The sequence below is a fragment of the Pseudomonas sp. BF-B-26 genome (assembly GCF_019956495.1).
GTDB lineage: Bacteria > Pseudomonadota > Gammaproteobacteria > Pseudomonadales > Pseudomonadaceae > Aquipseudomonas.
Genome location: NZ_JAHBDP010000113.1, coordinates 59,852 through 84,424, shown reverse-complemented (window position 1 = coordinate 84,424; position 24,573 = coordinate 59,852). Strand labels below are relative to the sequence as shown.

The following is a 24,573-nucleotide window of genomic DNA, read 5'->3' as shown; positions in this document are numbered from 1 at the left end:
AATCCATGAATGCAGAAGCCATCAAGGTAGCTGAGGCCTCTGACAGAGTCAGTTTGAACCGACGTGGGCATAGGCCACTATCGGACAAGCGCAGCATTTTACAGCTTAATGACGGTTTTACTAATGGATATAGACAAGCTGTGGCTAAAGCTTAGTGCGCTTTCCCTTCTATGTCGTAATCAGACAAGGCGCTTGCGGGAAGCTTTGGACGTACGCCCCAGAAACCAGCCAAGAATCGGCCCGATTACCATCCCGATCAGCAATGCAATAACCATGACCAGTGATACCGGTAGTTGCGGCCCCGCCCAACCCAGGAACAACAGGGAAACCGATTGCTGATTCTCGAGAACGAACGCCAGGATCGCCAAAACCAGCAACAGAACGAATACGGCGAGCAGTACGCGCTTGAGGTTACGCATAAGCGGTTCCTTGAATTACGGTGGCCGTCAAAGCATCTCCTCCTCGTCCTCGTTCACACGGTCACGCAATTCTTTGCCCGGCTTGAAATGCGGAACGAACTTGCCATCCAGGCTAACCGACTGACCGGTTTTTGGATTGCGACCTACGCGCGGCGCGCGGTAGTGCAAGGAGAAGCTGCCAAACCCACGGATCTCGATGCGATCACCGGTGGCCAGACATTGGGACATTTGTTCAAGCATGGTCTTGATGGCCAGCTCCACATCCTTGGATGAGAGCAGCCCTTGATGGGTGACAATTCGTTCGATCAACTCCGACTTCGTCATATTTTTCCCTTCTTTTTCAAGCAGCTAGATCAGCGCTTCAAAGGTTTTAGCACGCCCCGATGAATTTGAACAGCCTGAGCTTTTGACATCTTCCACCAACAACGAGATGCCCTCTTCCAGGGCGCGGAACACCGCTCGCACACTCATCGACAGATGACCAGCATGGTGCGCGTCAGATAGCCCGCGGGATTGAAGCCAAAGGGGTACTCATCCTCGTCTTTGGCATCATCTGACCTGGCTACAACTTTGTAACCCGCCGCCTTGCACTCCTTGCTCGCGCGCTTGCGACACTTCTCCCATCCCGACCCCAACCCCGAACAATCGATCTCGATGCCACTGACCCCACGCACCGCGTGGGTCTTGGCATTAGTGGTACAGCCTGCCAGTGTCAATACTGCTATGACGACAATGAGCTTGTTCATTCACTTCCTCAGGCCGGATACGCCGCCCGACGGTCGCTCGCTTCAAGCTAAAGACTAGCCGTAAATAAACGATTGATCCGACTAAAGAAAGAGACAACTTGTTGAGGGGATTGGTTTCACGGCAAAACGACCGCAACGTTGCGAGACCATTGGAATCAACAAATCACAGACACAAAAAAGGGCGACCGAAGTCGCCCTTTTTCTATGGTCCGACAGAACTTAGTTCTGTTTGGCCATTGCTTCGCGCAGCAGTGCAGCCATGGTGGTGTTACCCACTTCGGTTTCCGGAGCAGTTTTCAGGCTCTGGATGGCTTCTTTCTCTTCAGCATCGTCTTTCGACTTGATGGAGAGCTGGATTACGCGGCTCTTGCGGTCAACGCTGATGATCTTGGCTTCTACTTCCTGGCCTTCTTTCAGAACGTTGCGCGCGTCTTCAACGCGGTCACGGCTGATTTCGGAGGCTTTCAGAGTCGCTTCGATATCGTCGGCCAGAGTGATGATGGCGCCTTTAGCGTCAACTTCCTTCACGATGCCTTTAACGATTGCGCCTTTGTCGTTCTCTTGAACGTACTCGGAGAACGGATCGCTTTCCAGTTGCTTGATACCCAGGGAGATGCGCTCGCGCTCTGGGTCAACCGACAGGATAACGGTGTCCAGCTCGTCGCCCTTCTTGAAGCGGCGAACGGCTTCTTCGCCCACTTCGTTCCAGGAGATGTCGGACAGGTGAACCAGACCGTCGATGCCGCCGTCCAGACCAATGAAGATACCGAAATCGGTGATCGACTTGATGGTGCCGGAGATTTTATCGCCCTTGTTGAACTGGCCAGAGAAATCTTCCCATGGGTTAGATTTGCACTGCTTGATGCCGAGGGAGATACGACGACGCTCTTCGTCGATGTCCAGAACCATAACTTCCACTTCGTCGCCGACTTGTACGACTTTCGAAGGGTGGATGTTCTTGTTGGTCCAGTCCATTTCGGAAACGTGTACCAGGCCTTCAACGCCTTCTTCCAGCTCAGCGAAGCAGCCGTAGTCGGTCAGGTTGGTTACACGAGCGGTAACGCGAGTGCTTTCTGGGTAACGGGCTTTGATAGCAACCCATGGATCTTCGCCCAGTTGCTTGAGGCCCAGGGAAACACGATTGCGTTCGCGATCGTACTTCAGAACCTTGACATCGATCTCGTCGCCAACGTTGACGATTTCGGAAGGATGCTTGATACGTTTCCAAGCCATGTCGGTAATGTGCAGCAGGCCATCGACGCCACCCAGATCGACGAATGCGCCGTAATCGGTGAGGTTTTTGACGATACCTTTGACTTGTTGGCCTTCCTGCAGGGATTCCAGCAGAGCTTCACGCTCAGCGGAGTTCTCGGCTTCGAGGACGCTACGACGGGAAACGACAACGTTGTTGCGTTTCTGGTCAAGCTTGATGACCTTGAATTCCAGCTCTTTGCCTTCCAGGTGCGTGGTGTCGCGCACTGGACGGACGTCAACCAGAGAACCTGGCAGGAACGCACGGATGCCGTTAACGTCGACAGTGAAGCCGCCTTTAACCTTACCGTTGATAACGCCCTTGACCACTTCTTCGGCTGCGAAGGCTGCTTCCAGAACAATCCAGCATTCAGCGCGCTTGGCTTTTTCACGGGACAGCTTGGTTTCACCAAAGCCGTCTTCAACCGAGTCCAGAGCAACGTGAACTTCGTCACCGACGTTGATAGTCAGTTCGCCAGCATCGTTGTAGAACTGCTCAAGCGGGATGAGTGCTTCAGACTTCAGGCCAGCGTGAACGGTTACCCAGCGAGCTTGGTAATCGATATCAACGATAACACCGGTGATGATGGAGCCTGCCTGAAGGTTCAGGGTTTTTAGGCTTTCTTCAAAGAGTTCCGCAAAGCTTTCGCTCATTTTAATTCCTGTTGAATAAGGGCGAAGGATACGCCCATCTCCACATCCCAGACGACGTGGGTTATGTTCATTTGAAGAAGCGACGCAGGACTATGACTGGTCCCCTGAGTCGCTTCTTGGTCACCCGGCGATATCGCGAATGGCGATCTCGCTCATGATGCGTTCCAGCACCTGATCGATGGATAATTCCGTGGAATCCAGCTGTATGGCGTCAGCCGCCGGTTTGAGCGGGGCTACCGCTCGCTGGGTGTCACGCTCATCGCGGACACGTATCTCATCTAGCAGACTCGACAGACTAACACCATCGACTTTGCCCTTCAACTGCAAGTATCGACGGCGCGCACGCTCCTCGGCACTGGCAGTGAGGAATATCTTCAGTGGTGCATCCGGAAAAACCACCGTGCCCATGTCGCGACCATCGGCCACCAGACCCGGAGCCTCCTGAAATGCCCGCTGGCGCTGGAGCAGCGCGTCACGCACCGCCGGCAGTGCAGCGACCTGGGAAGCCCAGGCGCCGACTTGTTCGTTGCGCAAATCATCAGTGACATCGTCACCTTCGAGGATGATCCGCTGCGGATGACCTTCGGTCGCACCGACGAATTGCACGTCCAGATGAGCGGCCAGCAGCTTCAGCGACTCTTCATTGGTCAGATCGACGCCATGATTACGCGCGGCGAATGCCAGCAGACGGTACAACGCACCGGAATCCAGCAGGCACCAGCCCAGGCGCTTGGCCAGAATCCCGGCAATAGTGCCTTTGCCCGAACCGCTAGGCCCATCGATGGTGATGACCGGTGGCTTGATAATCACGACTGAGCCTCTTGTGCAACACGGATACCGACCTGCGCGCACAGCGCGAGGAAGTTCGGGAACGACGTCGCGACGTTGGCGCAATCATGAATGCGGATCGGCGCAGTGGCGCGCAACGAAGCCACGCTGAAGGCCATGGCAATCCGGTGATCGCCGTGACCGTGCACTTCGCCGCCGCCGATCTGGCCGCCGTCGATGATGATGCCGTCCGGGGTCGGTTCGCATTTGACGCCAAGCGCCAGCAAGCCATCCGCCATGACCTGAATCCGGTCCGACTCTTTAACCCGCAGCTCTTCGGCGCCACGCAGGATGGTGCGCCCTTCGGCACAGGCCGCGGCCACGAACAGCACCGGAAATTCGTCGATGGCCAGCGGAACCAGCGCTTCGGGAATCTCGATACCTTTGAGTTTAGCTGCACGTACGCGCAAATCCGCAACCGGCTCACCGCCGACTTCACGCTGGTTTTCCAGGGTGATGTCAGCGCCCATCAGACGCAGAATATCGATCACACCGGTACGGGTCGGGTTGATGCCGACGTGCTCAAGCACCAGCTCCGAACCTTCGGCGATCGACGCGGCCACCAGGAAGAACGCAGAAGACGAGATGTCGCCCGGCACTTCAATGTGGGTCGCGGTCAGCTTGTGGCCGGATTCGACCGAAGCGGTCGCACCGTTGACGCTGACCGGGTAGCCGAAGCCACGCAGCATGCGCTCGGTGTGGTCACGGGTTGGCGCCGGCTCGGTGACGGTGGTCTTGCCTTCGGCGTACAAACCCGCCAGCAGCAGGCAGGATTTAACCTGAGCACTGGCCATCGGCATGGTGTAGGTCAGACCTTTGAGCTTGTTGCCGCCACGAATGGTCATCGGCGGACGACCTTCAGCAGCGGTCTCGATCACAGCGCCCATCTCACGCAGCGGATTGGCCACGCGATTCATCGGACGCTTGGACAGCGAAGCGTCACCCGTCAGCGTGCTGTCGAAGTTCTGCGCAGCCAACAGGCCAGACAGCAGACGCATCGAAGTGCCGGAGTTGCCCAGATAGATCGGGCCCGGCGCAGGCTTCAAGCCATGCAGGCCGACGCCGTGAATGGTCACGCGACCGTGGTGCGGACCTTCGATCACGACGCCCATGTCGCGGAAGGCCTGCAAGGTTGCCAGGGCGTCTTCGCCCTCAAGGAAACCTTCCACTTCGGTAACGCCTTCAGCCAGGGAGCCGAGCATGATCGAACGGTGGGAAATCGATTTGTCGCCCGGTACTCGAATCCGCCCAGTCAGGCGGCCACCAGGTTGTGCCAGGAAAATCAGGTCGTTGGAATTCATAGCGTCCACATAAGCCCGGCGGGCCAGGATTTTACTGAAATGTTCGCGGGCAACCCGGGCGCGAGTGAACACGCCCAACAATTGGTGCCCATCCCCTGCATCGACCGCGTCGCGCAAGGCGTCGAGGTCACTGCGAAATGTATCGAGTGTGCGCAGGACAGCTTCGCGGTTGGCGAGGAAGATGTCGTGCCACATGACCGGGTCGCTACCCGCAATTCTTGTGAAATCGCGGAAACCGCCCGCAGCGTAACGGAAGATCTCAAGGTTTTCATTGCGCTTGGCCAACGAATCGACCAAACCGAACGCCAACAAGTGCGGCAAATGGCTGGTCGCCGCCAACACTTCGTCATGACGCTCAACCTGCATGTGCTCGACATCGGCCCCCAATTCGCGCCACAACCGGTCGACCACTGCCAGCGCTGCCGGATCAGTTTGATCCAGCGGCGTCAAAATCACTTTATGGCGACGGAACAGCTCTGAGTTAGAGGCTTCCACCCCGCTTTGCTCGGAACCGGCAATCGGGTGCCCCGGAACGAAACGCGACGGCATGCCGCCAAACGCCTCGGTTGCCGCCCGCACCACATTGCCTTTGGCGCTGCCGACGTCGGTCAGAATCGCTTGCCCCAAATCCATGCTGGCCAATCGGCCGAGCATTTTTTCCATGGCAAGGATCGGCACGGCCAGCTGAATCACGTCGGCGCCCTGGCAAGCAGCGGCCAGGTCTTCTTCGCAGCAATCCACCACACCCAACTCGACCGCCAGCTTGCGCGACTGCGGGTCGAGATCGACCCCGACCACTTCGCGGCACAGGCCGCTTTCACGCAAGCCCTTGGCAAACGAACCGCCGATCAGCCCCAGACCGACCACCACCAGGCGACCGATCATAGGTTCAGCAGATTGCAGTGCAGTGACATCAACCACGAGCCAGAACCTTGGTCAGCGCTTCGAGGAAGCGGCTGTTTTCCGCCGGCAGACCGATGGTGATGCGCAAGTGATTCGGCATGCCGTAATTGGCCACCGGACGCACGATCACGCCTTCGCGCAGCAAACCCTGGAAGACCGGAGCCGCAACACGGCCCAGATCGACGCAGATGAAGTTGCCCTTGGACGCAATCCAGCTCAACCCCAGCTCACGGAAACCCGCTTCCAGCTGCTGCATGCCGGATTCGTTCAGGCGACGGCTTTCGGCCAGGTATTCGGCGTCTTGCAGCGCAGCGCATGCAGCGGCCAAGGCCAGGCTGTTGACGTTGAACGGCTGACGCACGCGGTTCAGCACATCGGCGACCACAGCGGTGGACAAGCCATAGCCGACCCGCAATGCCGCCAAGCCATAAGCCTTGGAGAATGTGCGCGACACCAGCAGGTTCGGATAAGCCGCCAGGAAGTCCAGGCCATCCGGCAAATCGCTGCCTTCGGCGTATTCGATGTAGGCCTCATCCAGCACCACCAGCACGTGTTCCGGAACGTCCTGCAGGAATTCGTCCAGCGCTTCAGCGCCGAACCAGGTTCCGGTCGGGTTGTTCGGGTTGGCGATGAACACCACGCGGGTATCGGCATCGATCGCGGCCAGCATGGCCGGCAGATCGTGACCCCAGTCTTTGGCCGGGATCACTTTGGCTTGGGCGCCGACGGCCTGAGTGACGATCGGATAGACCGCAAACGCGTGCTCGCTGAACACCGCGTTCAGACCCGGCGCCAGATAGGCACGGGCGACCAGTTCCAGAATGTCGTTGGAACCGTTGCCCAGCGTTACCTGATTAAGCTCGACGCGGCATTGATCGGCCAGCAGGGTCTTGAGCGCAAAACCGTTGCCGTCCGGATAGCGGGTCAGCTCGGCCAATGCTTCGTGAATCGCTGCCAAAGCCTTGGGACTGGCGCCCAACGGGTTTTCGTTGCTGGCCAGTTTGACGATGCTGGCCGGATCGATGTCCAGCTCGCGCGCCAGTTCGTCCACGGGCTTGCCCGGAACGTAAGGCGAAAGTTGTTGCACGCCCGGCTGTGCCAGAGCGAGGAAGTCACCACTCATTTGCTACCGCCCTTAGAGAACTGCTTTCGGGTAGGAACCCAGCACTTTGAGTGCCACTGCTTCCTGACTGATCTTTTCCAACACACCTTTAACCAGCGGGTCGCGGTGGTGGCCGACGAAGTCGATGAAGAACACGTAGGTCCATTTACCGCTGCGCGAGGGACGCGTCTCGATTCGCGTCAGGTCGATGCCGTTGTCGTGGAACGGCACCAGCAACTCGTGAAGTGCGCCGGGCTTGTTGCTCATGGAGACGATGATCGAAGTCTTGTCGTCGCCGGTCGGCGGCACTTCTTGGCTGCCGATGATCAGGAATCGCGTGGAGTTGTCCGGGCGATCCTCGATTTTCTCGGCCAGACGGGTCAGCCCGTACAAGCCTGCGGCCATGTCGCCGGCAATCGCCGCGGAGTTCCACTCACCCTTGACCCGCTTGGCCGCTTCGGCGTTGCTGGACACCGCCACGCGCTCGACATTCGGGTAATGCGCGTCCAGCCACTTGCGGCACTGGGCCAGGGACTGGGCGTGGGAATAGATGCGGCTGATGCTGTCGGTCTTGGTGTTTTCACCGACCAACAGGTGGTGGTGAATCCGCAGCTCGACTTCGCCACAGATCACCATGTCGTGTTCGAGGAAGCTGTCGAGGGTGTGGTTGACCGCGCCCTCAGTGGAGTTTTCCACCGGGACCACGCCAAAATTCACCGCACCGGCTGCCACTTCACGGAACACTTCGTCAATCGCCGCCATCGGCTTGCTGATCACGGCGTGACCGAAGTGCTTCATGGCTGCGGCTTGGGTGAACGTGCCTTCAGGGCCGAGGTAAGCCACTTTCAGCGGCTGCTCGAGGGCCAGGCACGAGGACATGATTTCGCGGAACAGCCGCGCCATCTCTTCGTTGCCCAGCGGCCCCTGGTTACGCTCCATGACGCGCTTGAGCACCTGAGCTTCACGCTCAGGACGATAGAACACCGGCACTTCGCCTTCGGCCAGCGAGGCCATCTTTACTCGCGCAACTTCCTGGGCGCAGCGTGCGCGCTCACTGATCAGCTCCAGGACTTTCTCGTCCAGGGCATCAATGCGCAGGCGCAGTGCCTTGAGTTCTTGCTCAGACATTAACCGTGTTCCTTCTCGAACTCTGCCATGTACGAAATCAGTGCGTTGACCGCAACGATGTCGACGGCGTTATAGATGGAGGCACGCATGCCACCCACGGAACGGTGACCCTTGAGGTTCAACAGGCCACGCGCTTCGGCACCGGCCAGGAATGGCTTGTCGAGACGGTCGTCAGCCAGGCGGAACGGCACGTTCATCCACGAGCGATCCGACTTGTTGATCGGGTTGCTGTACAAGCCGCTGGCGTCGATGAAGTCGTACAGCGTGCGCTGTTTCACTTCGTTGAGCTTGCCGATGGCTTCAACACCACCCTGCTCTTTCAGCCACTCGAATACCAGACCCGAGAGGTACCAGGCCAGGGTTGGCGGAGTGTTGTACATCGAGCCGTTGTCGGCCGCGACCTTGTAGTTGAGCATGGTCGGGCACAGGGAACGGGCGTGACCCAGCAGGTCTTCGCGAACGATGTTGACGACGATGCCGCTCGGGCCGATGTTCTTCTGCGCGCCGGCGTAGATCATGCCGAAGCGCGAAACATCGATCGGACGCGACAGAATGTCGGAAGACATGTCGGCGACCAGCGGAACGTCACCGGTTTCCGGAACCCAGTTGAATTCCAGGCCACCGATGGTTTCGTTCGGTGCGTAGTGAACGTAGGCCGCATCTTTCGACAGGTTCCATTCGTTCTGACCGGGAATAGCGAAATAGTCGTAAGGCTTGGCGGTAGCGGCAACGTTGACGTTTCCGTAGCGCGACGCTTCTTCGATGGCTTTCTGCGACCAGATACCGGTGTCGATATAGTCGGCGGTGCCGCTTTCCGGCAACAGGTTCAGAGGGATCTGAGCAAATTGCTGGCTGGCGCCACCTTGCAGAAACAGCACTTTATAGTTCGAGGGGATATTCAGCAGATCACGCAGATCCTGCTCGGCCTTGGTGGCGATGGACACGAACTCATCACTGCGATGGCTCATTTCCATGACCGACAGGCCCTTGCCGTGCCAATCAAGGAGTTCACCCTGGGCGCGCTGCAGGACAGCTTCGGGAAGTGCCGCAGGACCGGCACAGAAGTTATAGGCTCTCTTGCTCACATCCAATCTCGCTCTGATTTGGTGGATCGTACAAACATATCAGTCGACACAGATCCAATGTGGGAGCGGGCTTGCTCGCGAAAGCGGTGCAACAGGAGACATCTGTGGTGAATGTCAGTCCGTCTTCGCGAGCAAGCCCGCTCCCACAAGGGAACTTCGTGGGTGTCGAATATTCTCAAGGGACAAACAACAAGGGGGCGAATTCTCATCCGCCCCCTGTCTGTCCGCTTATTCCTGCGGTTCTTCGTCAGCTGCGGCGTCGAGTTGCTGGTCTTCGACAACGTCGTCGATTACGACTTCGCCGTCGAACACTGCACCTTCTTCGCCCTCTTCACCTTCAAGCTCTTCACCCTCGACTTCCGACGGCTCCTGAACCCGCTCCAGACCTACCAGCGTTTCATCGCTGGCCAGTTTGATGAGGGTCACGCCCTGGGTGTTACGACCCAGACTGGAGACTTCGTCGACACGAGTACGCACCAGGGTGCCCTGGTCGGAAATCAGCATGATTTCCTCGCCGTCGAGCACCTGGACTGCACCGACCAGACGGCCGTTACGGTCGTTGCTGACCATGGCGATAACGCCCTGACCGCCACGTTTGTACTCAGGGAACTCGGTGATCGCCGTGCGCTTGCCGAAACCACGGGCCGAAGCGGTGAGGATCTGGCTGCCTTCTTCCGGGATCAGCATGGAAATCAGCTTCTGGCCTTCCGGCAGACGCATGCCGCGGACACCGCGAGCGGTACGGCCCATGGCGCGAACGTCGGTTTCCTTGAAGCGAGTGACCTTGCCGCCGTCGGAGAACAGCATGACTTCGCGACTGCCATCGGTAATGGAAGCAGAAATCAGCACATCGCCTTCATCCAGCTCCAGCGCGATGAGACCGACGCTGCGTTGACGGCTGAAGGATTCCAGCGGGGTCTTCTTCACGGTGCCTTTGGCAGTGGCCATGAAGATGAAGTGACCTTCGGTGTATTCGTCGACCGGCAGCATGGTGGTGATGTATTCATCACTGTCCAGCGGCAGCAGGTTGACCAGCGGACGACCACGGGCAGCGCGGGACGCTTCCGGGATTTCGTAGGTTTTCAGCCAGTACACTTTACCTTTGCTGGAGAACAGCAGCAGCGTGGTGTGGCTGTTGGCAACCAGCAGGTGAGCGATGTAGTCCTCATCCTTGACGCCGGTAGCCGATTTGCCTTTACCGCCACGACGCTGAGCCTGGTACGCAGCCAACGGCTGGGTCTTGGCGTAGCCACCGTGGGAAATGGTCACGACGCGCTCTTCTTCCGGGATCATGTCACCCAGGGTCAGGTCGAGACGGGCATCGAGAATCTCGGTGCGGCGCACGTCGCCGTATTCGGCGCGGATCACTTCCAGCTCTTCGCGGATCACTTCCATCAGGCGCGTAGCGCTGCTGAGGATGCGGATCAGCTCGCCGATCTGGTTGAGGATCTCTTGATACTCGGCCAGCAGCTTTTCGTGTTCCAGACCGGTCAGACGGTGCAGACGCAGTTCCAGAATCGCTTGCGCCTGTTCCGGCGACAGGAAGTACTTGCCTTCGCGCAGACCGTATTGCGGGTCCAGGGTCTCTGGACGGCACGAATCGGCACCGGCACGTTCAACCATCGCGACCACGGCGGAAGATTCCCACGCCGTCTTGATCAGCGCTTCCTTGGCTTCCGACGGCGTTGGCGAGGCTTTGATCAGGGCGATGACCGGGTCGATGTTCGACAGGGCAACCGCTTGACCTTCCAGAATGTGACCACGTTCGCGGGCTTTACGCAGTTCGAACACGGTACGGCGGGTAACGACTTCGCGACGGTGACGAACGAAGGCTTCCAGCAGGTCCTTGAGGTTCAGGATCCGCGGACGGCCGTCGATCAGCGCGACGATGTTGATACCGAACACCGCTTGCAGCTGGGTCTGGGCGTAGAGGTTATTGAGAATCACCTCAGGCACTTCGCCGCGACGCAGCTCGATCACGACGCGCATACCGTCCTTGTCGGACTCGTCGCGCAGTTCGGTGATGCCTTCGAGCTTCTTCTCTTTTACCAGCTCGGCGATCTTCTCGATCAGACGGGCCTTGTTCAACTGGTAAGGGAGTTCGGTGATGACGATCTGCTGACGGCCACCGACCTTGTCGATGTCTTCGATTATCGAGCGGGCGCGCATGTAAATGCGGCCACGACCGGTGCGGTAGGCTTCGATGATGCCGGCGCGACCGTTGATGATCGCAGCGGTCGGGAAGTCCGGACCAGGGATGTATTGCATCAGCTCATCGATGGTCAACTCAGGGTTGTCGATGAGCGCCAGGCAACCGTCGATGACTTCACCGAGGTTGTGCGGCGGGATGTTGGTCGCCATGCCCACGGCGATACCGCTGGAGCCGTTGACCAACAGGTTGGGAATACGGGTCGGCATGACCGCCGGGATCATTTCGGTGCCGTCGTAGTTCGGCACCCAGTCCACGGTTTCTTTGTGCAGGTCAGCCAGCAGCTCGTGCGCCAGCTTGGTCATGCGCACTTCGGTGTATCGCATGGCGGCGGCGTTGTCGCCGTCCACGGAACCGAAGTTGCCCTGACCGTCTACCAGCAGGTAACGCAGCGAGAATGGCTGCGCCATCCGAACGATGGTGTCGTACACCGCAGTATCACCGTGAGGGTGATACTTACCGATCACGTCACCGACAACACGGGCAGATTTCTTGTACGGCTTGTTGAAGTCGTTGCCCAGCTCGCTCATCGCGAACAGCACACGCCGGTGCACGGGCTTCAAGCCATCGCGCGCATCCGGCAGTGCCCGCCCGACAATTACGCTCATCGCGTAGTCGAGGTAGGACTGCTTCAGCTCGTCTTCGATATTGACCGGGAGGATTTCTTTGGCCAGTTCGCCCATGAGAAGCCTGATTCCTTTTTCTGGTGAAACTTCGTCACATCCATATGGGACGAACGAAGCTCGCCGCTGCAGGCTGAGTGCCATGCACCGACTTACGACAAATCAACGAGTTATGCCATGGATCTGCGCAGTAAAGGCAGCCACATCGGGCTACCTTGGAAACCGCCGGATGTTATCACAAGAGCCGCCACGCACCTATCCCCCTGATGCGCATGGAGCATAGTTAGTTGACCGGTGACAGGCTTGAAGGGGACGAGAGAGGCTTAGAGGCTTTTTGATTGAAGAATTTCGAAGTGAATAGGGTTGTTTGGTGGCTGTGAGGGCCTCTTCGCGAGCAAGCCCGCTCCCACACTCGACCGTGTCTAACTGGAGATCTCGGTCAAATGTGGGAGCGGGCTTGCTCGCGAAGGCGATTTATCAGGCGCCAAATATCTTTAATGCAGTCGCTTGCGGCACATCAACTGCGCCATTTTCGCGGTGTCCGGGCGTTCGACGATGCCTTTTTCAGTGATGATCGCATCGATCAAGTCAGCCGGGGTCACGTCGAACACCGGGTTGAACGCATCGACATTCGCCCCGACCCGCTTGCCGCCGACTTCCAGCAACTCGCGACCATCGCGCTCTTCAATCGGAATGTCATCACCGCTGGCCAGGTTCATGTCGATGGTCGAACTCGGCGCCACCACCATGAAGCGCACGCCGTGATGCATGGCGTTCACCGCCAGCTGATAGGTGCCGATCTTGTTGGCCACGTCGCCATTGGCGGTGATCCGGTCAGCGCCGACGATCACCCAGGTAATGCCCTTGGTTTTCATGATGTGGGCGGCGGCGGAGTCGGCATTGAGTGTGACGGGGATGCCTTCGTTGGACAGTTCCCATGCGGTCAATCGCGAACCTTGCAGCCATGGACGGGTTTCGTTGGCGTAGACGCGTTCGACCATACCCTCTATGAACGCGCCACGAATGACACCAAGCGCCGTGCCAAAGCCGCCGGTGGCCAGTGCGCCGGTGTTGCAGTGGGTCAGGATCGCCTGGGCGTTGCCCTGGTGCTTGCGGATCAGGTCCACGCCCAGTTGCGCCATGGTCAGGTTGGCTTCGCGATCACTCTCGTGAATGGCGATAGCCTCCGCCTCCAGCACCGCCATCGGATCGGCGTGATCCTTCAGACGTTCAAGCCGGTCGCGCATGCGGCCCAGGGCCCAGAACAGATTGACCGCGGTCGGGCGGGAATCGGCCAGCAGCGCGAAATCCTCTTCCAGCGCCGCCTGCCAGTCACCGCCCTCGGCAAACCGCGCGCGGGCCGCCAGCACAACGCCATAGGCGGTACTGATGCCAATCGCCGGCGCGCCGCGCACCACCATCGAACGAATGGCCTCGGCCACGCCAGCAGCGCTGGTGTAGGCGATCCAGGTTTCCTCGAACGGCAAAATACGCTGATCCAGCAGGTAAAGGGCGCCATCACGCCAATCGATGGCCTTTACTTTCTCCGCAGCCAACAGTCGATCGCGCATCCCTCACCCCGCACACATGAACAAAAGCCGTCGATTATAGCGATCCCCCCGCGAAGACGCTCGGGTATACTTCGCCATCTTTACAAAAGCTCTGGAACCGACTCTCGATGCCGAACACTGCCGTTGCGCTCGACTTGCTATTGCTGCCGACCTGGCTGGTACCCGTCGAACCCGCTGGCGTTGTCCTCAAAGAGCACGCCCTGGGCATCCGCGACGGACGCATCGTATTTATCGGCCCACGCTCGGCTGCGCTGAAGCTTAACGCAACCGAAGTCCGCGAATTGCCGGACATATTGCTCTGCCCCGGCTTGATCAATGCCCACGGTCATGCGGCGATGACACTGTTCCGTGGCCTGGCCGATGATCTGCCCCTGATGACCTGGCTGGAAAACCACATTTGGCCGGCCGAAGCCAAGTGGGTCGATGAAGCTTTCGTACGTGACGGCACTGACCTGGCGATCGCCGAGCAGATCAAAGGTGGCATCACCTGCTTCTCTGACATGTATTTCTTCCCGAAGGTTGCGAGCGAACGCGTCCATAACAGCGGCATCCGTGCGCAAATCGCCATTCCGATCCTCGATTTCCCGATCCCGGGCGCCAGCACGGCGGATGAAGCCATTCGTCAGGGCGTCGAACTGTTCAACGATCTCAAGCACCACGAGCGTATCAAAGTCACCTTCGGCCCCCATGCACCCTACACCGTGGGCGACGAGAACCTGGAAAAAATCCGGGTGATCACCGAAGAGCTGGACGCCTCGATCCATATGCACGTGCATGAAACGGCTTATGAAGTGCAGCAGTCCGTCGAGCAGCGCGGCGAGCGCCCGTTGGCTCGCCTCGGGCGCCTGGGCTTGCTGGGGCCGCGCTTCCAGGCCGTCCACATGACTCAGATCAGCGATGAAGACCTGGTGTTGCTGGTAGAAAGTAACACCAACGTGATTCATTGCCCGGAGTCGAACCTGAAGCTGGCCAGCGGGTTCTGCCCGGTGGAGCGCTTATGGCAGGCTGGCGTCAATGTGGCAGTCGGCACCGATGGCTCGGCCAGCAACAATGACCTGGACTTGCTCGGCGAAACCCGCACCGCCGCCTTATTGGCCAAAGCCGTCGCCGGCTCGGCCACCGCGCTGGATGCCCATCGCGCCCTGCGCATGGCCACGCTCAATGGCGCCCGCGCGCTGGGCATTGAATCCGAAACGGGATCGCTGGAAGTCGGCAAAGCGGCAGACATCGTCGCGTTCGACCTCTCCGGCCTGGCGCAGCAACCGGTCTACGACCCGGTTTCGCAGCTTATATATGCCACCGGCCGTGATTGCGTGAAACACCTTTGGGTCGCCGGCAAGCAACTGCTCGACGACCGCCGCCTGACTCGTCTGGACGAAGAACAACTCTGCGTCACCGCCAAGGCGTGGGGCCAGCGCATCAGCGGCCATACCGAATCGTAAGCACCCCGGACTTACCACCGGGGCAACAGGATTTTTCAAGTTTTAGAGGACTTAACCATGAGCAACGTCGACTACGCCGAAATCGCCAAATTCGAAGCCCTGGCCCATCGCTGGTGGGACCGCGAAAGCGAGTTCAAACCGCTGCACGACATCAACCCGCTGCGGGTCAACTGGATTGACGAACGGGTCAACCTGGCCGGCAAGAAAGTCCTCGACATCGGTTGCGGCGGCGGCATTCTCAGCGAAGCCATGGCCCAGCGCGGCGCTACCGTCATGGGTATCGACATGGGCGAAGCGCCGCTGGCGGTCGCGCAACTGCATCAACTGGAATCCGGCGTGAGCGTCGAATACCGGCAGATCACCGCCGAAGCGCTGGCTGAAGAAATGCCCGAGCAGTTCGACGTGGTCACGTGCCTGGAAATGCTCGAGCACGTGCCGGACCCGTCCTCGGTGATCCGCGCTTGCTTCCGTATGGTCAAGCCCGGTGGCCAGGTGTTCTTCTCCACCATCAACCGCAACCCGAAGGCGTACCTGTTCGCCATCGTCGGCGCGGAATACATCATGAAGCTGCTGCCGCGCGGCACCCACGATTTCAAGAAATTCATCCGCCCGTCCGAGCTGGGTGCCTGGAGCCGCATGGCTGGCCTGACCGTCAAGGACATCATCGGCCTGACCTACAACCCGCTGACCAAGCACTACAAACTGGCCTCCGACGTGGACGTCAACTACATGATCCAGACCCTGCGCGAGGAGTAAGCCGATGCGTATCAGAGCAGTTCTTTTCGACATGGACGGCACCCTGCTCGACACCGCGCCGGACTTTATTGCGATCTGTCAGGCGATGCGCGCCGATCGCGGCTTGCCGCCGATGAACGACAAACACATTCGCGACGAGATCTCCGGCGGCGCCAAGGCGATGGTCGCGGTGACCTTCTCCATGGACCCGGAAACACCGGGTTTCGAGGAATTGCGCCTGGAGTTCCTCGAGCGTTACCTCGCCGGTTGCGCGGTTCACAGCAAACTCTTCGACGGCATGGGCGAGCTGCTGGCCGACATCGAAAAGGCCAACCTGATCTGGGGCGTGGTCACCAACAAGCCGCTGCGGTTCGCCGAGCCGATCATGCAGCAGCTTGGCCTGGCCGAGCGCTCGGCGTTGTTGATCTGCCCGGACCATGTGAAGAACAGCAAACCGGACCCCGAGCCGTTGATCCTCGCGTGCAAGATGCTCGACCTCGATCCGGCCAGCGTGTTGTTCGTGGGTGATGACTTGCGCGATATCGAATCCGGTCGCGACGCCGGCACCAGAACGGCCGCGGTGACCTATGGCTACATTCATCCGGAGGATAACCCGCGGCATTGGGGCGCGGATGTAGTGGTCGATCATCCGCTGGAGTTGCGCAAGGTTTTGGATAGCGCCCTCTGTAGCTGCTGAGTGCCGGTTTCAGGTTCTGGAAATGAGGCGTGAATGCTGACGCCTTCGCGGGCAAGCCCGCTCCCACAGGGTCCTTTGGGTGGATGCAACATGTGTGAACACCTTCGATCCTTGTGGGAGCGGGCTTGCCCGCGAATGGCCGCGCCGCGATGTGTCTTCTGCTTTGTGAGGTTTTTTATGTTTGATTATTCCGCCCGCCCAGAATTGCTCAAGGACCGGGTCATCCTGGTCACCGGCGCTGGCCGTGGCATCGGCGCTGCCGCCGCGAAAACCTTTGCCGCGCACGGTGCCACTGTGCTGTTGCTGGGCAAGACCGAAGCCAACCTGACCCAGGTCTACGACGAAATCGAAGCCGCCGGCCATCCACAGCCGGCCGTGATCCCGTTCAACCTGGAAACCGCCCTGCCCCATCAATACGATGAGCTGGCAGCGATGATCGAAACCGAATTCGGCCATCTCGACGGTTTGCTGCACAACGCGTCGATCATTGGCCCGCGTACGCCGATCGAACAGCTGTCCGGCGAAAACTTCATGCGTGTCATGCAAGTCAACGTCAACGCCATGTTCATGCTCACCAGCACCCTGCTGCCGCTGCTCAAGCTGTCCAAGGACGCCTCGGTGGTGTTCACCTCCAGCAGCGTCGGCCGCAAGGGACGTGCGTATTGGGGCGCTTACGGCGTGTCCAAGTTCGCCACCGAAGGCTTGATGCAAACCCTGGCCGACGAAGTCGACACCGTGGCACCGGTGCGCTCCAACAGCATCAACCCGGGCGCCACCCGCACCAGCATGCGCGCCCAGGCTTACCCGGGGGAAAACCCGCTGAACAACCCGACGCCCGAGGAGATCATGCCGGTCTACCTCTACCTGATGGGTCCGGACAGCACCGGCATCAATGGCCAGGCGTTCAACGCTCAGTAACGCCCGCGCGTCGCTTTTGTGCCGCGACGGCTTCCCGCCGCGGCATACAAATGCGTCGCAACCATCCCCATCACACGTCAACCAACTGTCACAAAACCCGGCGACACCCCTCATCAACAGCTTCAACTCTTTGATTTAAAACGTTTTTTATCCGACTGAACTGAATGGCACGACTTTCGCTCTAAATTTGCTCAGACACGCAGTGTGAAAGCAAACGGGCGGACGCCTGAGCCGACAGATTACTTATCGTCGGCAAAGCGGACTAAACTTGGGCCAAATGTCCTACGGGACTGATGGACCAGTATGACGCGCAGCCCAAAGCCGCTCTCACCCAGCCTGTAAGACAGCCTTACTGCTTAGGGGTGCACGCCATATGAAATCACCTTCCCAGACCAACGCAATTGACTTCGATAGCGCCAAATTGCAACGCCTGGGCTTTGGTCAGCAGCCTACCCTCATCGAGAGGCCCGTCAGCCTTTCGCAACTGCGCCAGCAACTCAGTCTGCAGCTGCAAACCAGTCTTGAGCCGCAACGCATTCTCGGGCTCTTCTTCCGTGAGATTCAGCGACTAGTACCACTTGACGCCTTGACGTACGAGCACCCGGCCAGCGACTTGCGCCTGGAGTTCGGTCTGCGCGGCCATCACTCGATCAGCTACAGCCTCAGCCACGAAGGCGAGAATCTGGGCGAACTGGTATTCCGCCGCAATCAGCGTTTCAGTGAGCAGGAACAAGGCAACCTCGAGTCATCGCTGTCCACATTGCTGTATCCGATGCGCAATGCCCTGCTCTACCGCGCCGCCACCCAAAGCGCCTTGCGCGATCCGCTCACGGGCACCGGCAACCGCATTGCCATGGATCAGACCCTGAAAAGGGAAATCGAGATGTCGCGTCGGCATCTGCAACCCTTGTCGCTGCTGATGCTGGACATCGATCACTTCAAACGCATCAACGACAACCACGGACACAGCGCCGGCGATGACGTGCTCAAGGCCGTTGCAGCCTCGATCAAAAACCAGTTGCGCAACGTGGACATGGTCTTCCGCTTTGGTGGCGAAGAGTTCCTGATCCTGCTGTCCAACACGAGTCGTGAGGCAGCAGCCATGGTTGGCGAACGGCTACGATTTGCAGTGCAGGCAGAGGATTATCTGGCCGATGGCCATGTGATCGAGCTGACGGTCAGCCTTGGTTGCTCGACGCTATTGCCCGGCGAATCTGCCGAAAGCCTGTTGCGACGGGCCGACAGTGCGTTGTATGTGGCCAAGCGCGAGGGACGTAACCGGTTGGCGATGGCGGGCTGAATGCCCGGAGCGGGCACGCTGGGTTAGCGGCCCGCCACGACAGGAATCAGCGTACAGCGCCGCGCAATTGGCCCACCATCCCTTGCAACCTGGCTGGCTCTGCCGCCTCAACCGACACCGCAGGCCCTGCCACCAGCGTCACCCGTGACCACAACCGGCGAAACACGCCCTTTTGCGGATCGCGGCTGAAGAAACTCCCCCACAACCCCTGCAATGCCAACGGAATCACCGGTACCGGCGTCTCTTCGAGAATCCGCGTCAGCCCGCCCTTGAACTCGTTGATCTCGCCATCGGCAGTCAATTTGCCCTCTGGGAAGATGCACACCAACTCGCCGTCCTTCAGATATTGAGCAATGCGCGTGAAGGCTTTTTCGTAGATCTGAATGTCTTCCTGACGACCGGCGATCGGAATGGTCCCGGCTGTGCGGAAGATGAAGTTCAGCACTGGCAAGTTGTAGATCTTGTAATACATCACAAAGCGAATCGGCCGACGCACCGCGCCGCCAATCAGCAAGGCGTCGACGAAGGACACGTGATTGCACACCAGCAACGCCGCGCCCTCATCGGGAATCAGCTGCAGATTGCGATGCTCCACGCGGTACATGGAATGGCTGAGCAGCCAAATCATGAAGCGCATGCTGAACTCGGGGACGATGCTGAAGATGTAAGCGTTGACGCCGATGTTCAGCAGCGACACCACCAGGAACAGCTGCGGGATCGACAGCTTGACCATGCTCAGCAAAACGATCGAGACAATCGCCGAGACCACCATGAACAGCGCGTTGAGAATATTGTTGGCGGCAATCACCCGCGCCCGCTCGTTCTCCGGGGTACGAGACTGAATCAGCGCGTAGAGCGGCACGATGTAGAAACCGCCGAACACCCCAAGCCCGAGAATGTCGATCAACACCAGCCAGGCATGGCCAAACCCCAGGACTTCGATCCAGCCATGGCCTGCAACGCTGTCCGGAACTCCGCCGGAATGCCACCACAGCAGCAAACCAAACACGGTCAGACCGAAGGAGCCGAACGGCACCAGACCGATTTCGACTTTGCGGCCGGACAGTTTCTCGCAAAGCATCGAACCGAGTGCGATACCGACCGAGAACACCGTAAGAATCAGCGTCACCACGGTTTCGTCACCGTGCATCCACTCTTTGGCATAGGCCGGGATCTGCGTCAGATAAATCGCCCCGACAAACCAGAACCACGAGTTGCCGACAATCGAGCGTGACACTGCCGGGGTCTGCCCCAAGCCCAGCTTCAACGTGGCCCAGGACTGGCTGAAAATGTTCCAGTTCAGGCGCATTTCCGGGGAGGCGGCCGCGGCCCGTGGAATGCTGCGGCTGGCCAGATAGCCGAGCACCGCAACACCGACGATCGCCGTGGAGACGATCGGCGCGTAATGACTGGAGGACATCATGATCCCGGCACCGATGGTGCCGGCGAGGATCGCCAGGAAGGTGCCCATTTCCACCAGACCGTTGCCACCCACCAGCTCTTCGTCACGCAAGGCCTGGGGCAGGATCGAGTATTTCACCGGCCCGAACAGCGCCGAGTGAGTGCCCATGGCGAACAGCGCCACCAGCATCAGCGACAGGTGATCGAACATGAAACCGACCGCGCCGACCGCCATGATGGCGATTTCCCCGAGCTTGATCAGACGAATCAGCGCGTCCTTGGCGAACTTTTCCCCGAACTGCCCGGCCAGTGCCGAGAACAGGAAGAACGGCAGGATGAACAGCAGCGCACACAGGTTGACCCAAATCGAGCGGTCACCGTCGATCGTCAACTTGTAGAGAATGGCGAGAATCAGCGACTGCTTGAAGATGTTGTCGTTGAACGCCCCAAGCGACTGCGTGACGAAGAACGGCAGGAAGCGCCGGGTGCGAAGCAAGGTGAACTGTGAGGGGTGACTCATCTTCCATGTGTCCCTGATGTTGGGTAGAGAGTGGCGTGGATGCAGTTATTGGAATATCCAACGACGATCCAGGCCACACATTACCTAAACTTTGCAGGTTATTTGTTTAATCCTGCAATGCACGGTGAGACAAATAACTCGCCCCGCCAGGCGCCCTGCACCGTCCGTTTGGCGACGATCAGCCACATCGCCGCCAGCAACACCACCAGCACGCAACCGAAGGCACTGAAAAACGTCAGGTTCAAGGTGCTGGCCAGTTTCAATGTCGCCAGGGAATAGACACCCAACGGGAAGGTGAAACCCCACCAGCCGAGATTGAACGGAATACCGACACGCAGGTAACGCAGGGTGATCAGCACCGCGATCAGCATCCACCACAGACCAAAGCCCCACAGGGTGATCCCGGCCACTAACCCCAGCCCTGCGGCGATTTCACCGATGCCCGGCAGACCGTTGGCCGCAAAGGTCGCCGGCGCGTCGGCGCCCAGCAGCAACATGCCCAGCGCCCCGGTGCCGATCGGCCCCAGCGCCAGCCAACTGGAGGCGGCCATGTTTTCGTGGGGCAATTTATGCAGCGCCATGCGCAGCAACAGAATGGTCAGAATGCTGAACGCCACCGGTAGGGAAAAGGCCCAAAGCACGTAGCTGGTTACCAGCACCACCAGTTGCGAATGGGCATCGACCAGGTGCGGCGCCAACAGACCACCGCTGGCAGCCGCCACTTCTGCCGCCACCACTGGCAACAGCCAGACGGCGGTCATCTGGTCGATGCTGTGTTCCTGACGGGTGAACATCAGGTAGGGAATCAGCACACCGCACGCCACAGACATCGCCACATCCAGCCACCACAGCACCTCGGCGAGATGAATCACGCCCTCGCCCCAACGCGGCAGACCGAACACCAGGAAGCCATTAATGAGGGTCGCCAGGCCCATGGGGATCGTGCCGAAAAACATCGAGACCGTGGAGTGACCGAAAATCCGCCGCGCCTCATCGAAAAACAACGCCCAACGCGCCGCGTATAGCGCCGTGAACAAAACGAACAGGGCGATATTGAACAACCAAAGGGCTTCGGCAATCGCGTGCAAACCGGCATTTGTTCCCGGCAGCTGCGCCAGCGCCAACGCCAGCACCCCGGTGCCCATGGTGGCGGCGAACCAGTTCGGCGTGAACTGGCGGATGACTTCACGCGGGTGCTGCAAATGACTGAAGGGTTTGAAACCGGCTGGGGCAGTGTTGGGGCATGTCATGGTGAACTCCTGTCCTCTGTTGAGGTGGAGCCCATGGTAGATCCGAATCGAATATCGATATAACGGGTAATATCTCTAACTGTTATCTGTTTTGCAGATATAGCGTCAGACGCTGCCTTCAGTTTCGATCACCAGGATTCTTGCCGCACCCTGCGGATGGGCAACGTGTTCGGTGCCGACGTCGGCATAGAAGATATCGCCTACGCCCAACTCCACTTCTTTCTCCTGACCTGCTTCGCGATAGCGCATCTGCACAACGCCATCCAGCACCACGAACACTTCCTGCCCATCATTGATGTGCCATTTATAGGGCTGATCGGTCCAGTGCAAGCGCGTGGTGATGCCGTTCATGTTGGCGATATCCAAAGCGCCCCAGGCACGGTCAGCGGTGAAGGATTTGCTGCGGATGATTTTCATGCGTCGGTCCGTCGAAAGGCAGGGCGGTGCCAAGGCTAACGGTCATCGAACATCGACGCCACAGACTTTCATGGACTGCTGACGCAACAACGCGAACAAAGCGCCGACCGAGAGCGTAATCAGCACCGCACCGTAACCATCGGTGGTGGCCACCAGCCCGAAGGTCCGGGTCAAGTTCCCGGCCAGCAACGACGGCAAGCAGAACGCCAGATAACTAAGCACGTAGTAAGCCGACATCAACCCTGCCCGTTCATGGGGTAAGGCCAGCGGCACGACGCTGCGCAATGCACCGAGGAAACCGGCGCCGAAACCGCATCCGGCCACCAGTGTCCCGACGAAAAACAGTGGCAGGCTGGCGCTGTGCACCGCCAGCAGAATCAGTGCGACGCCGGCCGGCAGCAAACTGCCACCCAGGCGCAAGACCTTGTCGGCCGGCCGATCGCGCAAGGTGTAGATCATCAACGCGCCGGTCACCGTCAACACGGCCACCGTCGCACCGCCAATCAGATTTGAGGTCGATCCCGTGGCCGTGCGCACCAGAGACGGTGCCAACGAAGCGTAAAAACCACCGAGCGCCCACACCGCGATGTTGATCGGCAGCACCAGCCACAACGTACGTCGCGCCTGGATCGGCACATGCAGTGTCGGGCGCAGCGAAGCCCAGGCTCCCGGTTGGGGGCTGACGCTTTCCGGCAAGCGCCAGACGTACAGCGCTTGCATCACAAACAGCGCGAACAGCACCCAATAGGTCAACTGCAACGGCAGCGGTGCAAACTCAGCCAACAAGCCGCACCCCATGGCGCCCGACGCCATGCCCAGCAATGGCGCCACACTGTTGACCAGCGGCCCTTGCTGACGATCGGTGTCCAACAGCGCCGCACTCAGTACGGCAGTGGCCATCCCCGTAGCAAAACCTTGAAGCACTCGTGCACTGATCAACCAGGCGACACTGTCTGCATTGATAAACAGCAGCATCGCCAGCATGTTCAACATCACAGCAGTGAAGATCACCGGTTTGCGCCCCAGGTAATCCGAGAGGGAACCGACCGTGAGCAATGCCGCCAGCAAGCTGATGGCGTACACGCCGAAAATCAGGGTCAAGGTCGCTGCCGAGAATTGCAGGTGTTCCTGGTACAGGTGATACAACGGCGTCGGCGCCGTGGACGCCGCCAGAAAACTGAGTAAGGTGATCGCCAGGAACCACAGGCTTGAACGATTAGACGTTGAACTGGACATTGAGCACACTCCGCAAAAGCTAACTTTTTGCTTTTGCGGAGTGTGCTACTGGCCAACGCTTAAAGCAAATTCTTTGTGTTAAGGTCCGATGCATGGCTATTAAAGAAGGGTTACGCCCCGGCGGTCGCAGTGCCCGGGTGCAAGAGTCGGTTCACTCGGCAGTCCGCGATCTCCTCGAAGAGCAGGACCGCACCACTGTGACCGTCCCGCAAATCGCCGCGCGCGCCGGCGTCACGCCGTCGACCATCTACCGGCGCTGGGGCGATTTGTCGGTGTTGTTGGCGGACGTCGCCCTCGCCCGCATGCGCCCCGAGAGCGAGCCGGCCAATACCGGCAGCTTGCGCGGTGACGTGCGCGCCTGGGCCGAGCAGTATCTGGACGAGATGAGTTCCGAACCCGGCCGCAACATATTGCGCGACGTGCAATGCAGCACCACGCCGGCCCTTTGCGCGACAATCATTGGCGGGCAGTTGCAGACGATTCTGGATCGTTACCCCGATCAGCCGAAGCCGAACGTTGATCGGCTGATCAACCTGGTGGCGGCGCCGACGGTGTTTCGTATCCTGTTCTCGGCAGCGCCGCTGGAGGTTGAGGAGTTGCATCGGTTGATCGAGATTGCGCTGAATCAGTAAGGCCGCCTTCGCGAGCAAGCCCGCTCCCACAGGGGATTTGTGAACGACACAGATCCAATGTGGGAGCGGGCTTGCTCGCGAAGGGGCCGGAAAAAACACCAAAAATCCAACTGGCACACCGCCTGCGACACCCCGCCACGCCGCGACCTTGGTCGACACTGACTAACCCCTGCCATCGTGCGAGACTGTCTGTCCGGGCGGGAGT

21 protein-coding genes are annotated in these 24,573 nt (G+C 59.3%); 6 read left to right on the top strand and 15 right to left on the bottom strand.

Annotated elements, in window-relative coordinates; genetic code table 11:
- Nucleotides 1-179 precede the first annotated feature (179 nt).
- The 11 genes from KGB03_RS25775 to mtnA all read right to left on the bottom strand — a co-directional run bounded on the left by KGB03_RS25775 (nt 180) and on the right by mtnA (nt 13,820).
- Nucleotides 180-419: a LapA family protein gene (locus KGB03_RS25775; protein ID WP_223529793.1), complete on the bottom strand. Its 240-nt coding sequence runs from the start codon at nt 417-419 to the stop codon at nt 180-182.
- Between the two features lie 27 nt (nt 420-446).
- A complete protein-coding gene (gene ihfB, locus KGB03_RS25770) occupies nt 447-743 on the bottom strand; it encodes an integration host factor subunit beta (protein ID WP_008148724.1) in 297 nt (98 codons plus the stop codon).
- A gap of 143 nt (nt 744-886) precedes the next feature.
- Nucleotides 887-1,165, bottom strand: a complete 279-nt coding sequence (locus KGB03_RS25765; protein WP_111450708.1) for a hypothetical protein — start codon at nt 1,163-1,165, stop codon at nt 887-889.
- A 219-nt stretch (nt 1,166-1,384) separates the two neighbouring features.
- Nucleotides 1,385-3,070: a 30S ribosomal protein S1 gene (gene rpsA / locus KGB03_RS25760; RefSeq protein WP_223529791.1), complete on the bottom strand. Its 1,686-nt coding sequence runs from the start codon at nt 3,068-3,070 to the stop codon at nt 1,385-1,387.
- A 120-nt stretch (nt 3,071-3,190) separates the two neighbouring features.
- Entirely contained in the window at nt 3,191-3,880 is a 690-nt protein-coding gene (cmk, locus tag KGB03_RS25755; RefSeq protein WP_008148720.1) for a (d)CMP kinase, read from the bottom strand.
- A complete protein-coding gene (locus KGB03_RS25750) occupies nt 3,877-6,084 on the bottom strand; it encodes a bifunctional prephenate dehydrogenase/3-phosphoshikimate 1-carboxyvinyltransferase (protein ID WP_263293686.1) in 2,208 nt (735 codons plus the stop codon). Before KGB03_RS25750 ends, cmk begins: the two co-directional genes overlap by 4 nt.
- Nucleotides 6,085-6,112: 28 nt before the next feature.
- Nucleotides 6,113-7,225 (bottom strand): histidinol-phosphate transaminase, encoded by a 1,113-nt coding sequence (hisC, locus tag KGB03_RS25745; RefSeq protein WP_223529787.1) that lies wholly within the window; start codon nt 7,223-7,225, stop codon nt 6,113-6,115.
- A gap of 12 nt (nt 7,226-7,237) precedes the next feature.
- Nucleotides 7,238-8,332, bottom strand: coding sequence for a prephenate dehydratase (pheA, locus tag KGB03_RS25740; protein ID WP_111450711.1), 1,095 nt, complete (start codon nt 8,330-8,332; stop codon nt 7,238-7,240).
- Complete coding sequence (serC, locus tag KGB03_RS25735; protein ID WP_192406927.1) at nt 8,332-9,417, bottom strand: 3-phosphoserine/phosphohydroxythreonine transaminase; 1,086 nt, start codon at nt 9,415-9,417, stop codon at nt 8,332-8,334. Before serC ends, pheA begins: the two co-directional genes overlap by 1 nt.
- Nucleotides 9,418-9,645: 228 nt before the next feature.
- Complete coding sequence (gene gyrA / locus KGB03_RS25730) at nt 9,646-12,309, bottom strand: DNA gyrase subunit A (RefSeq protein WP_223529785.1); 2,664 nt, start codon at nt 12,307-12,309, stop codon at nt 9,646-9,648.
- Between the two features lie 434 nt (nt 12,310-12,743).
- Entirely contained in the window at nt 12,744-13,820 is a 1,077-nt protein-coding gene (gene mtnA, locus KGB03_RS25725) for an S-methyl-5-thioribose-1-phosphate isomerase (protein WP_223529783.1), read from the bottom strand.
- Between the two features lie 107 nt (nt 13,821-13,927).
- On the opposite strand from mtnA, the gene KGB03_RS25720 reads away from it, so the two are divergent.
- The 5 genes from KGB03_RS25720 to KGB03_RS25700 all read left to right on the top strand — a co-directional run bounded on the left by KGB03_RS25720 (nt 13,928) and on the right by KGB03_RS25700 (nt 18,912).
- On the top strand, nt 13,928-15,262 hold the full coding sequence (locus KGB03_RS25720) for a TRZ/ATZ family hydrolase (RefSeq protein ID WP_223529781.1): 1,335 nt from the start codon (nt 13,928-13,930) through the stop codon (nt 15,260-15,262).
- Nucleotides 15,263-15,319: 57 nt separating this feature from the next.
- Complete coding sequence (gene ubiG, locus KGB03_RS25715; protein WP_008148706.1) at nt 15,320-16,018, top strand: bifunctional 2-polyprenyl-6-hydroxyphenol methylase/3-demethylubiquinol 3-O-methyltransferase UbiG; 699 nt, start codon at nt 15,320-15,322, stop codon at nt 16,016-16,018.
- A 4-nt stretch (nt 16,019-16,022) separates the two neighbouring features.
- Entirely contained in the window at nt 16,023-16,694 is a 672-nt protein-coding gene (gene mupP, locus KGB03_RS25710; RefSeq protein ID WP_111450717.1) for an N-acetylmuramic acid 6-phosphate phosphatase MupP, read from the top strand.
- 177 nt (nt 16,695-16,871) lie between these two features.
- On the top strand, nt 16,872-17,612 hold the full coding sequence (locus KGB03_RS25705) for a YciK family oxidoreductase (protein WP_218537273.1): 741 nt from the start codon (nt 16,872-16,874) through the stop codon (nt 17,610-17,612).
- Between the two features lie 373 nt (nt 17,613-17,985).
- A complete protein-coding gene (locus KGB03_RS25700; protein WP_223529779.1) occupies nt 17,986-18,912 on the top strand; it encodes a GGDEF domain-containing protein in 927 nt (308 codons plus the stop codon).
- Between the two features lie 46 nt (nt 18,913-18,958).
- On the opposite strand, the gene KGB03_RS25695 is transcribed toward KGB03_RS25700, so the two are convergent.
- The 4 genes from KGB03_RS25695 to KGB03_RS25680 all read right to left on the bottom strand — a co-directional run bounded on the left by KGB03_RS25695 (nt 18,959) and on the right by KGB03_RS25680 (nt 23,736).
- A complete protein-coding gene (locus KGB03_RS25695; RefSeq protein ID WP_223529777.1) occupies nt 18,959-20,833 on the bottom strand; it encodes an MFS transporter in 1,875 nt (624 codons plus the stop codon).
- Nucleotides 20,834-20,931: 98 nt separating this feature from the next.
- Nucleotides 20,932-22,083, bottom strand: coding sequence for a TDT family transporter (locus KGB03_RS25690; protein WP_223529775.1), 1,152 nt, complete (start codon nt 22,081-22,083; stop codon nt 20,932-20,934).
- A gap of 105 nt (nt 22,084-22,188) precedes the next feature.
- Nucleotides 22,189-22,500, bottom strand: a complete 312-nt coding sequence (locus KGB03_RS25685) for a cupin domain-containing protein (RefSeq protein ID WP_008148700.1) — start codon at nt 22,498-22,500, stop codon at nt 22,189-22,191.
- 42 nt (nt 22,501-22,542) lie between these two features.
- Nucleotides 22,543-23,736, bottom strand: a complete 1,194-nt coding sequence (locus KGB03_RS25680; protein WP_218537270.1) for an MFS transporter — start codon at nt 23,734-23,736, stop codon at nt 22,543-22,545.
- A gap of 92 nt (nt 23,737-23,828) precedes the next feature.
- On the opposite strand from KGB03_RS25680, the gene KGB03_RS25675 reads away from it, so the two are divergent.
- Nucleotides 23,829-24,368: a TetR/AcrR family transcriptional regulator gene (locus KGB03_RS25675; protein WP_223529773.1), complete on the top strand. Its 540-nt coding sequence runs from the start codon at nt 23,829-23,831 to the stop codon at nt 24,366-24,368.
- The last annotated feature ends 205 nt before the right edge of the window (nt 24,369-24,573 follow it).

What these genes read in the sequence shown, in the direction of transcription:
- KGB03_RS25700 (WP_223529779.1), top strand. Translation starts at nt 17,986, where the DNA reads ATGAAATCACCTTCCCAGACCAACGCAATTGACTTCGATAGCGCCAAA.
- KGB03_RS25705 (WP_218537273.1), top strand. Translation starts at nt 16,872, where the DNA reads ATGTTTGATTATTCCGCCCGCCCAGAATTGCTCAAGGACCGGGTCATC.
- KGB03_RS25775 (WP_223529793.1), bottom strand. Translation starts at nt 419, where the DNA reads ATGCGTAACCTCAAGCGCGTACTGCTCGCCGTATTCGTTCTGTTGCTG.
- ubiG (WP_008148706.1), top strand. Translation starts at nt 15,320, where the DNA reads ATGAGCAACGTCGACTACGCCGAAATCGCCAAATTCGAAGCCCTGGCC.
- KGB03_RS25685 (WP_008148700.1), bottom strand. Translation starts at nt 22,500, where the DNA reads ATGAAAATCATCCGCAGCAAATCCTTCACCGCTGACCGTGCCTGGGGC.
- KGB03_RS25690 (WP_223529775.1), bottom strand. Translation starts at nt 22,083, where the DNA reads ATGACATGCCCCAACACTGCCCCAGCCGGTTTCAAACCCTTCAGTCAT.
- mtnA (WP_223529783.1), bottom strand. Translation starts at nt 13,820, where the DNA reads ATGCGCGATCGACTGTTGGCTGCGGAGAAAGTAAAGGCCATCGATTGG.
- KGB03_RS25695 (WP_223529777.1), bottom strand. Translation starts at nt 20,833, where the DNA reads ATGAGTCACCCCTCACAGTTCACCTTGCTTCGCACCCGGCGCTTCCTG.
- hisC (WP_223529787.1), bottom strand. Translation starts at nt 7,225, where the DNA reads ATGAGTGGTGACTTCCTCGCTCTGGCACAGCCGGGCGTGCAACAACTT.
- KGB03_RS25720 (WP_223529781.1), top strand. Translation starts at nt 13,928, where the DNA reads ATGCCGAACACTGCCGTTGCGCTCGACTTGCTATTGCTGCCGACCTGG.
- KGB03_RS25765 (WP_111450708.1), bottom strand. Translation starts at nt 1,165, where the DNA reads ATGAACAAGCTCATTGTCGTCATAGCAGTATTGACACTGGCAGGCTGT.
- mupP (WP_111450717.1), top strand. Translation starts at nt 16,023, where the DNA reads ATGCGTATCAGAGCAGTTCTTTTCGACATGGACGGCACCCTGCTCGAC.
- KGB03_RS25750 (WP_263293686.1), bottom strand. Translation starts at nt 6,084, where the DNA reads ATGATCGGTCGCCTGGTGGTGGTCGGTCTGGGGCTGATCGGCGGTTCG.
- KGB03_RS25675 (WP_223529773.1), top strand. Translation starts at nt 23,829, where the DNA reads ATGGCTATTAAAGAAGGGTTACGCCCCGGCGGTCGCAGTGCCCGGGTG.
- KGB03_RS25680 (WP_218537270.1), bottom strand. Translation starts at nt 23,736, where the DNA reads ATGTCCAGTTCAACGTCTAATCGTTCAAGCCTGTGGTTCCTGGCGATC.
- ihfB (WP_008148724.1), bottom strand. Translation starts at nt 743, where the DNA reads ATGACGAAGTCGGAGTTGATCGAACGAATTGTCACCCATCAAGGGCTG.
- gyrA (WP_223529785.1), bottom strand. Translation starts at nt 12,309, where the DNA reads ATGGGCGAACTGGCCAAAGAAATCCTCCCGGTCAATATCGAAGACGAG.
- pheA (WP_111450711.1), bottom strand. Translation starts at nt 8,332, where the DNA reads ATGTCTGAGCAAGAACTCAAGGCACTGCGCCTGCGCATTGATGCCCTG.
- rpsA (WP_223529791.1), bottom strand. Translation starts at nt 3,070, where the DNA reads ATGAGCGAAAGCTTTGCGGAACTCTTTGAAGAAAGCCTAAAAACCCTG.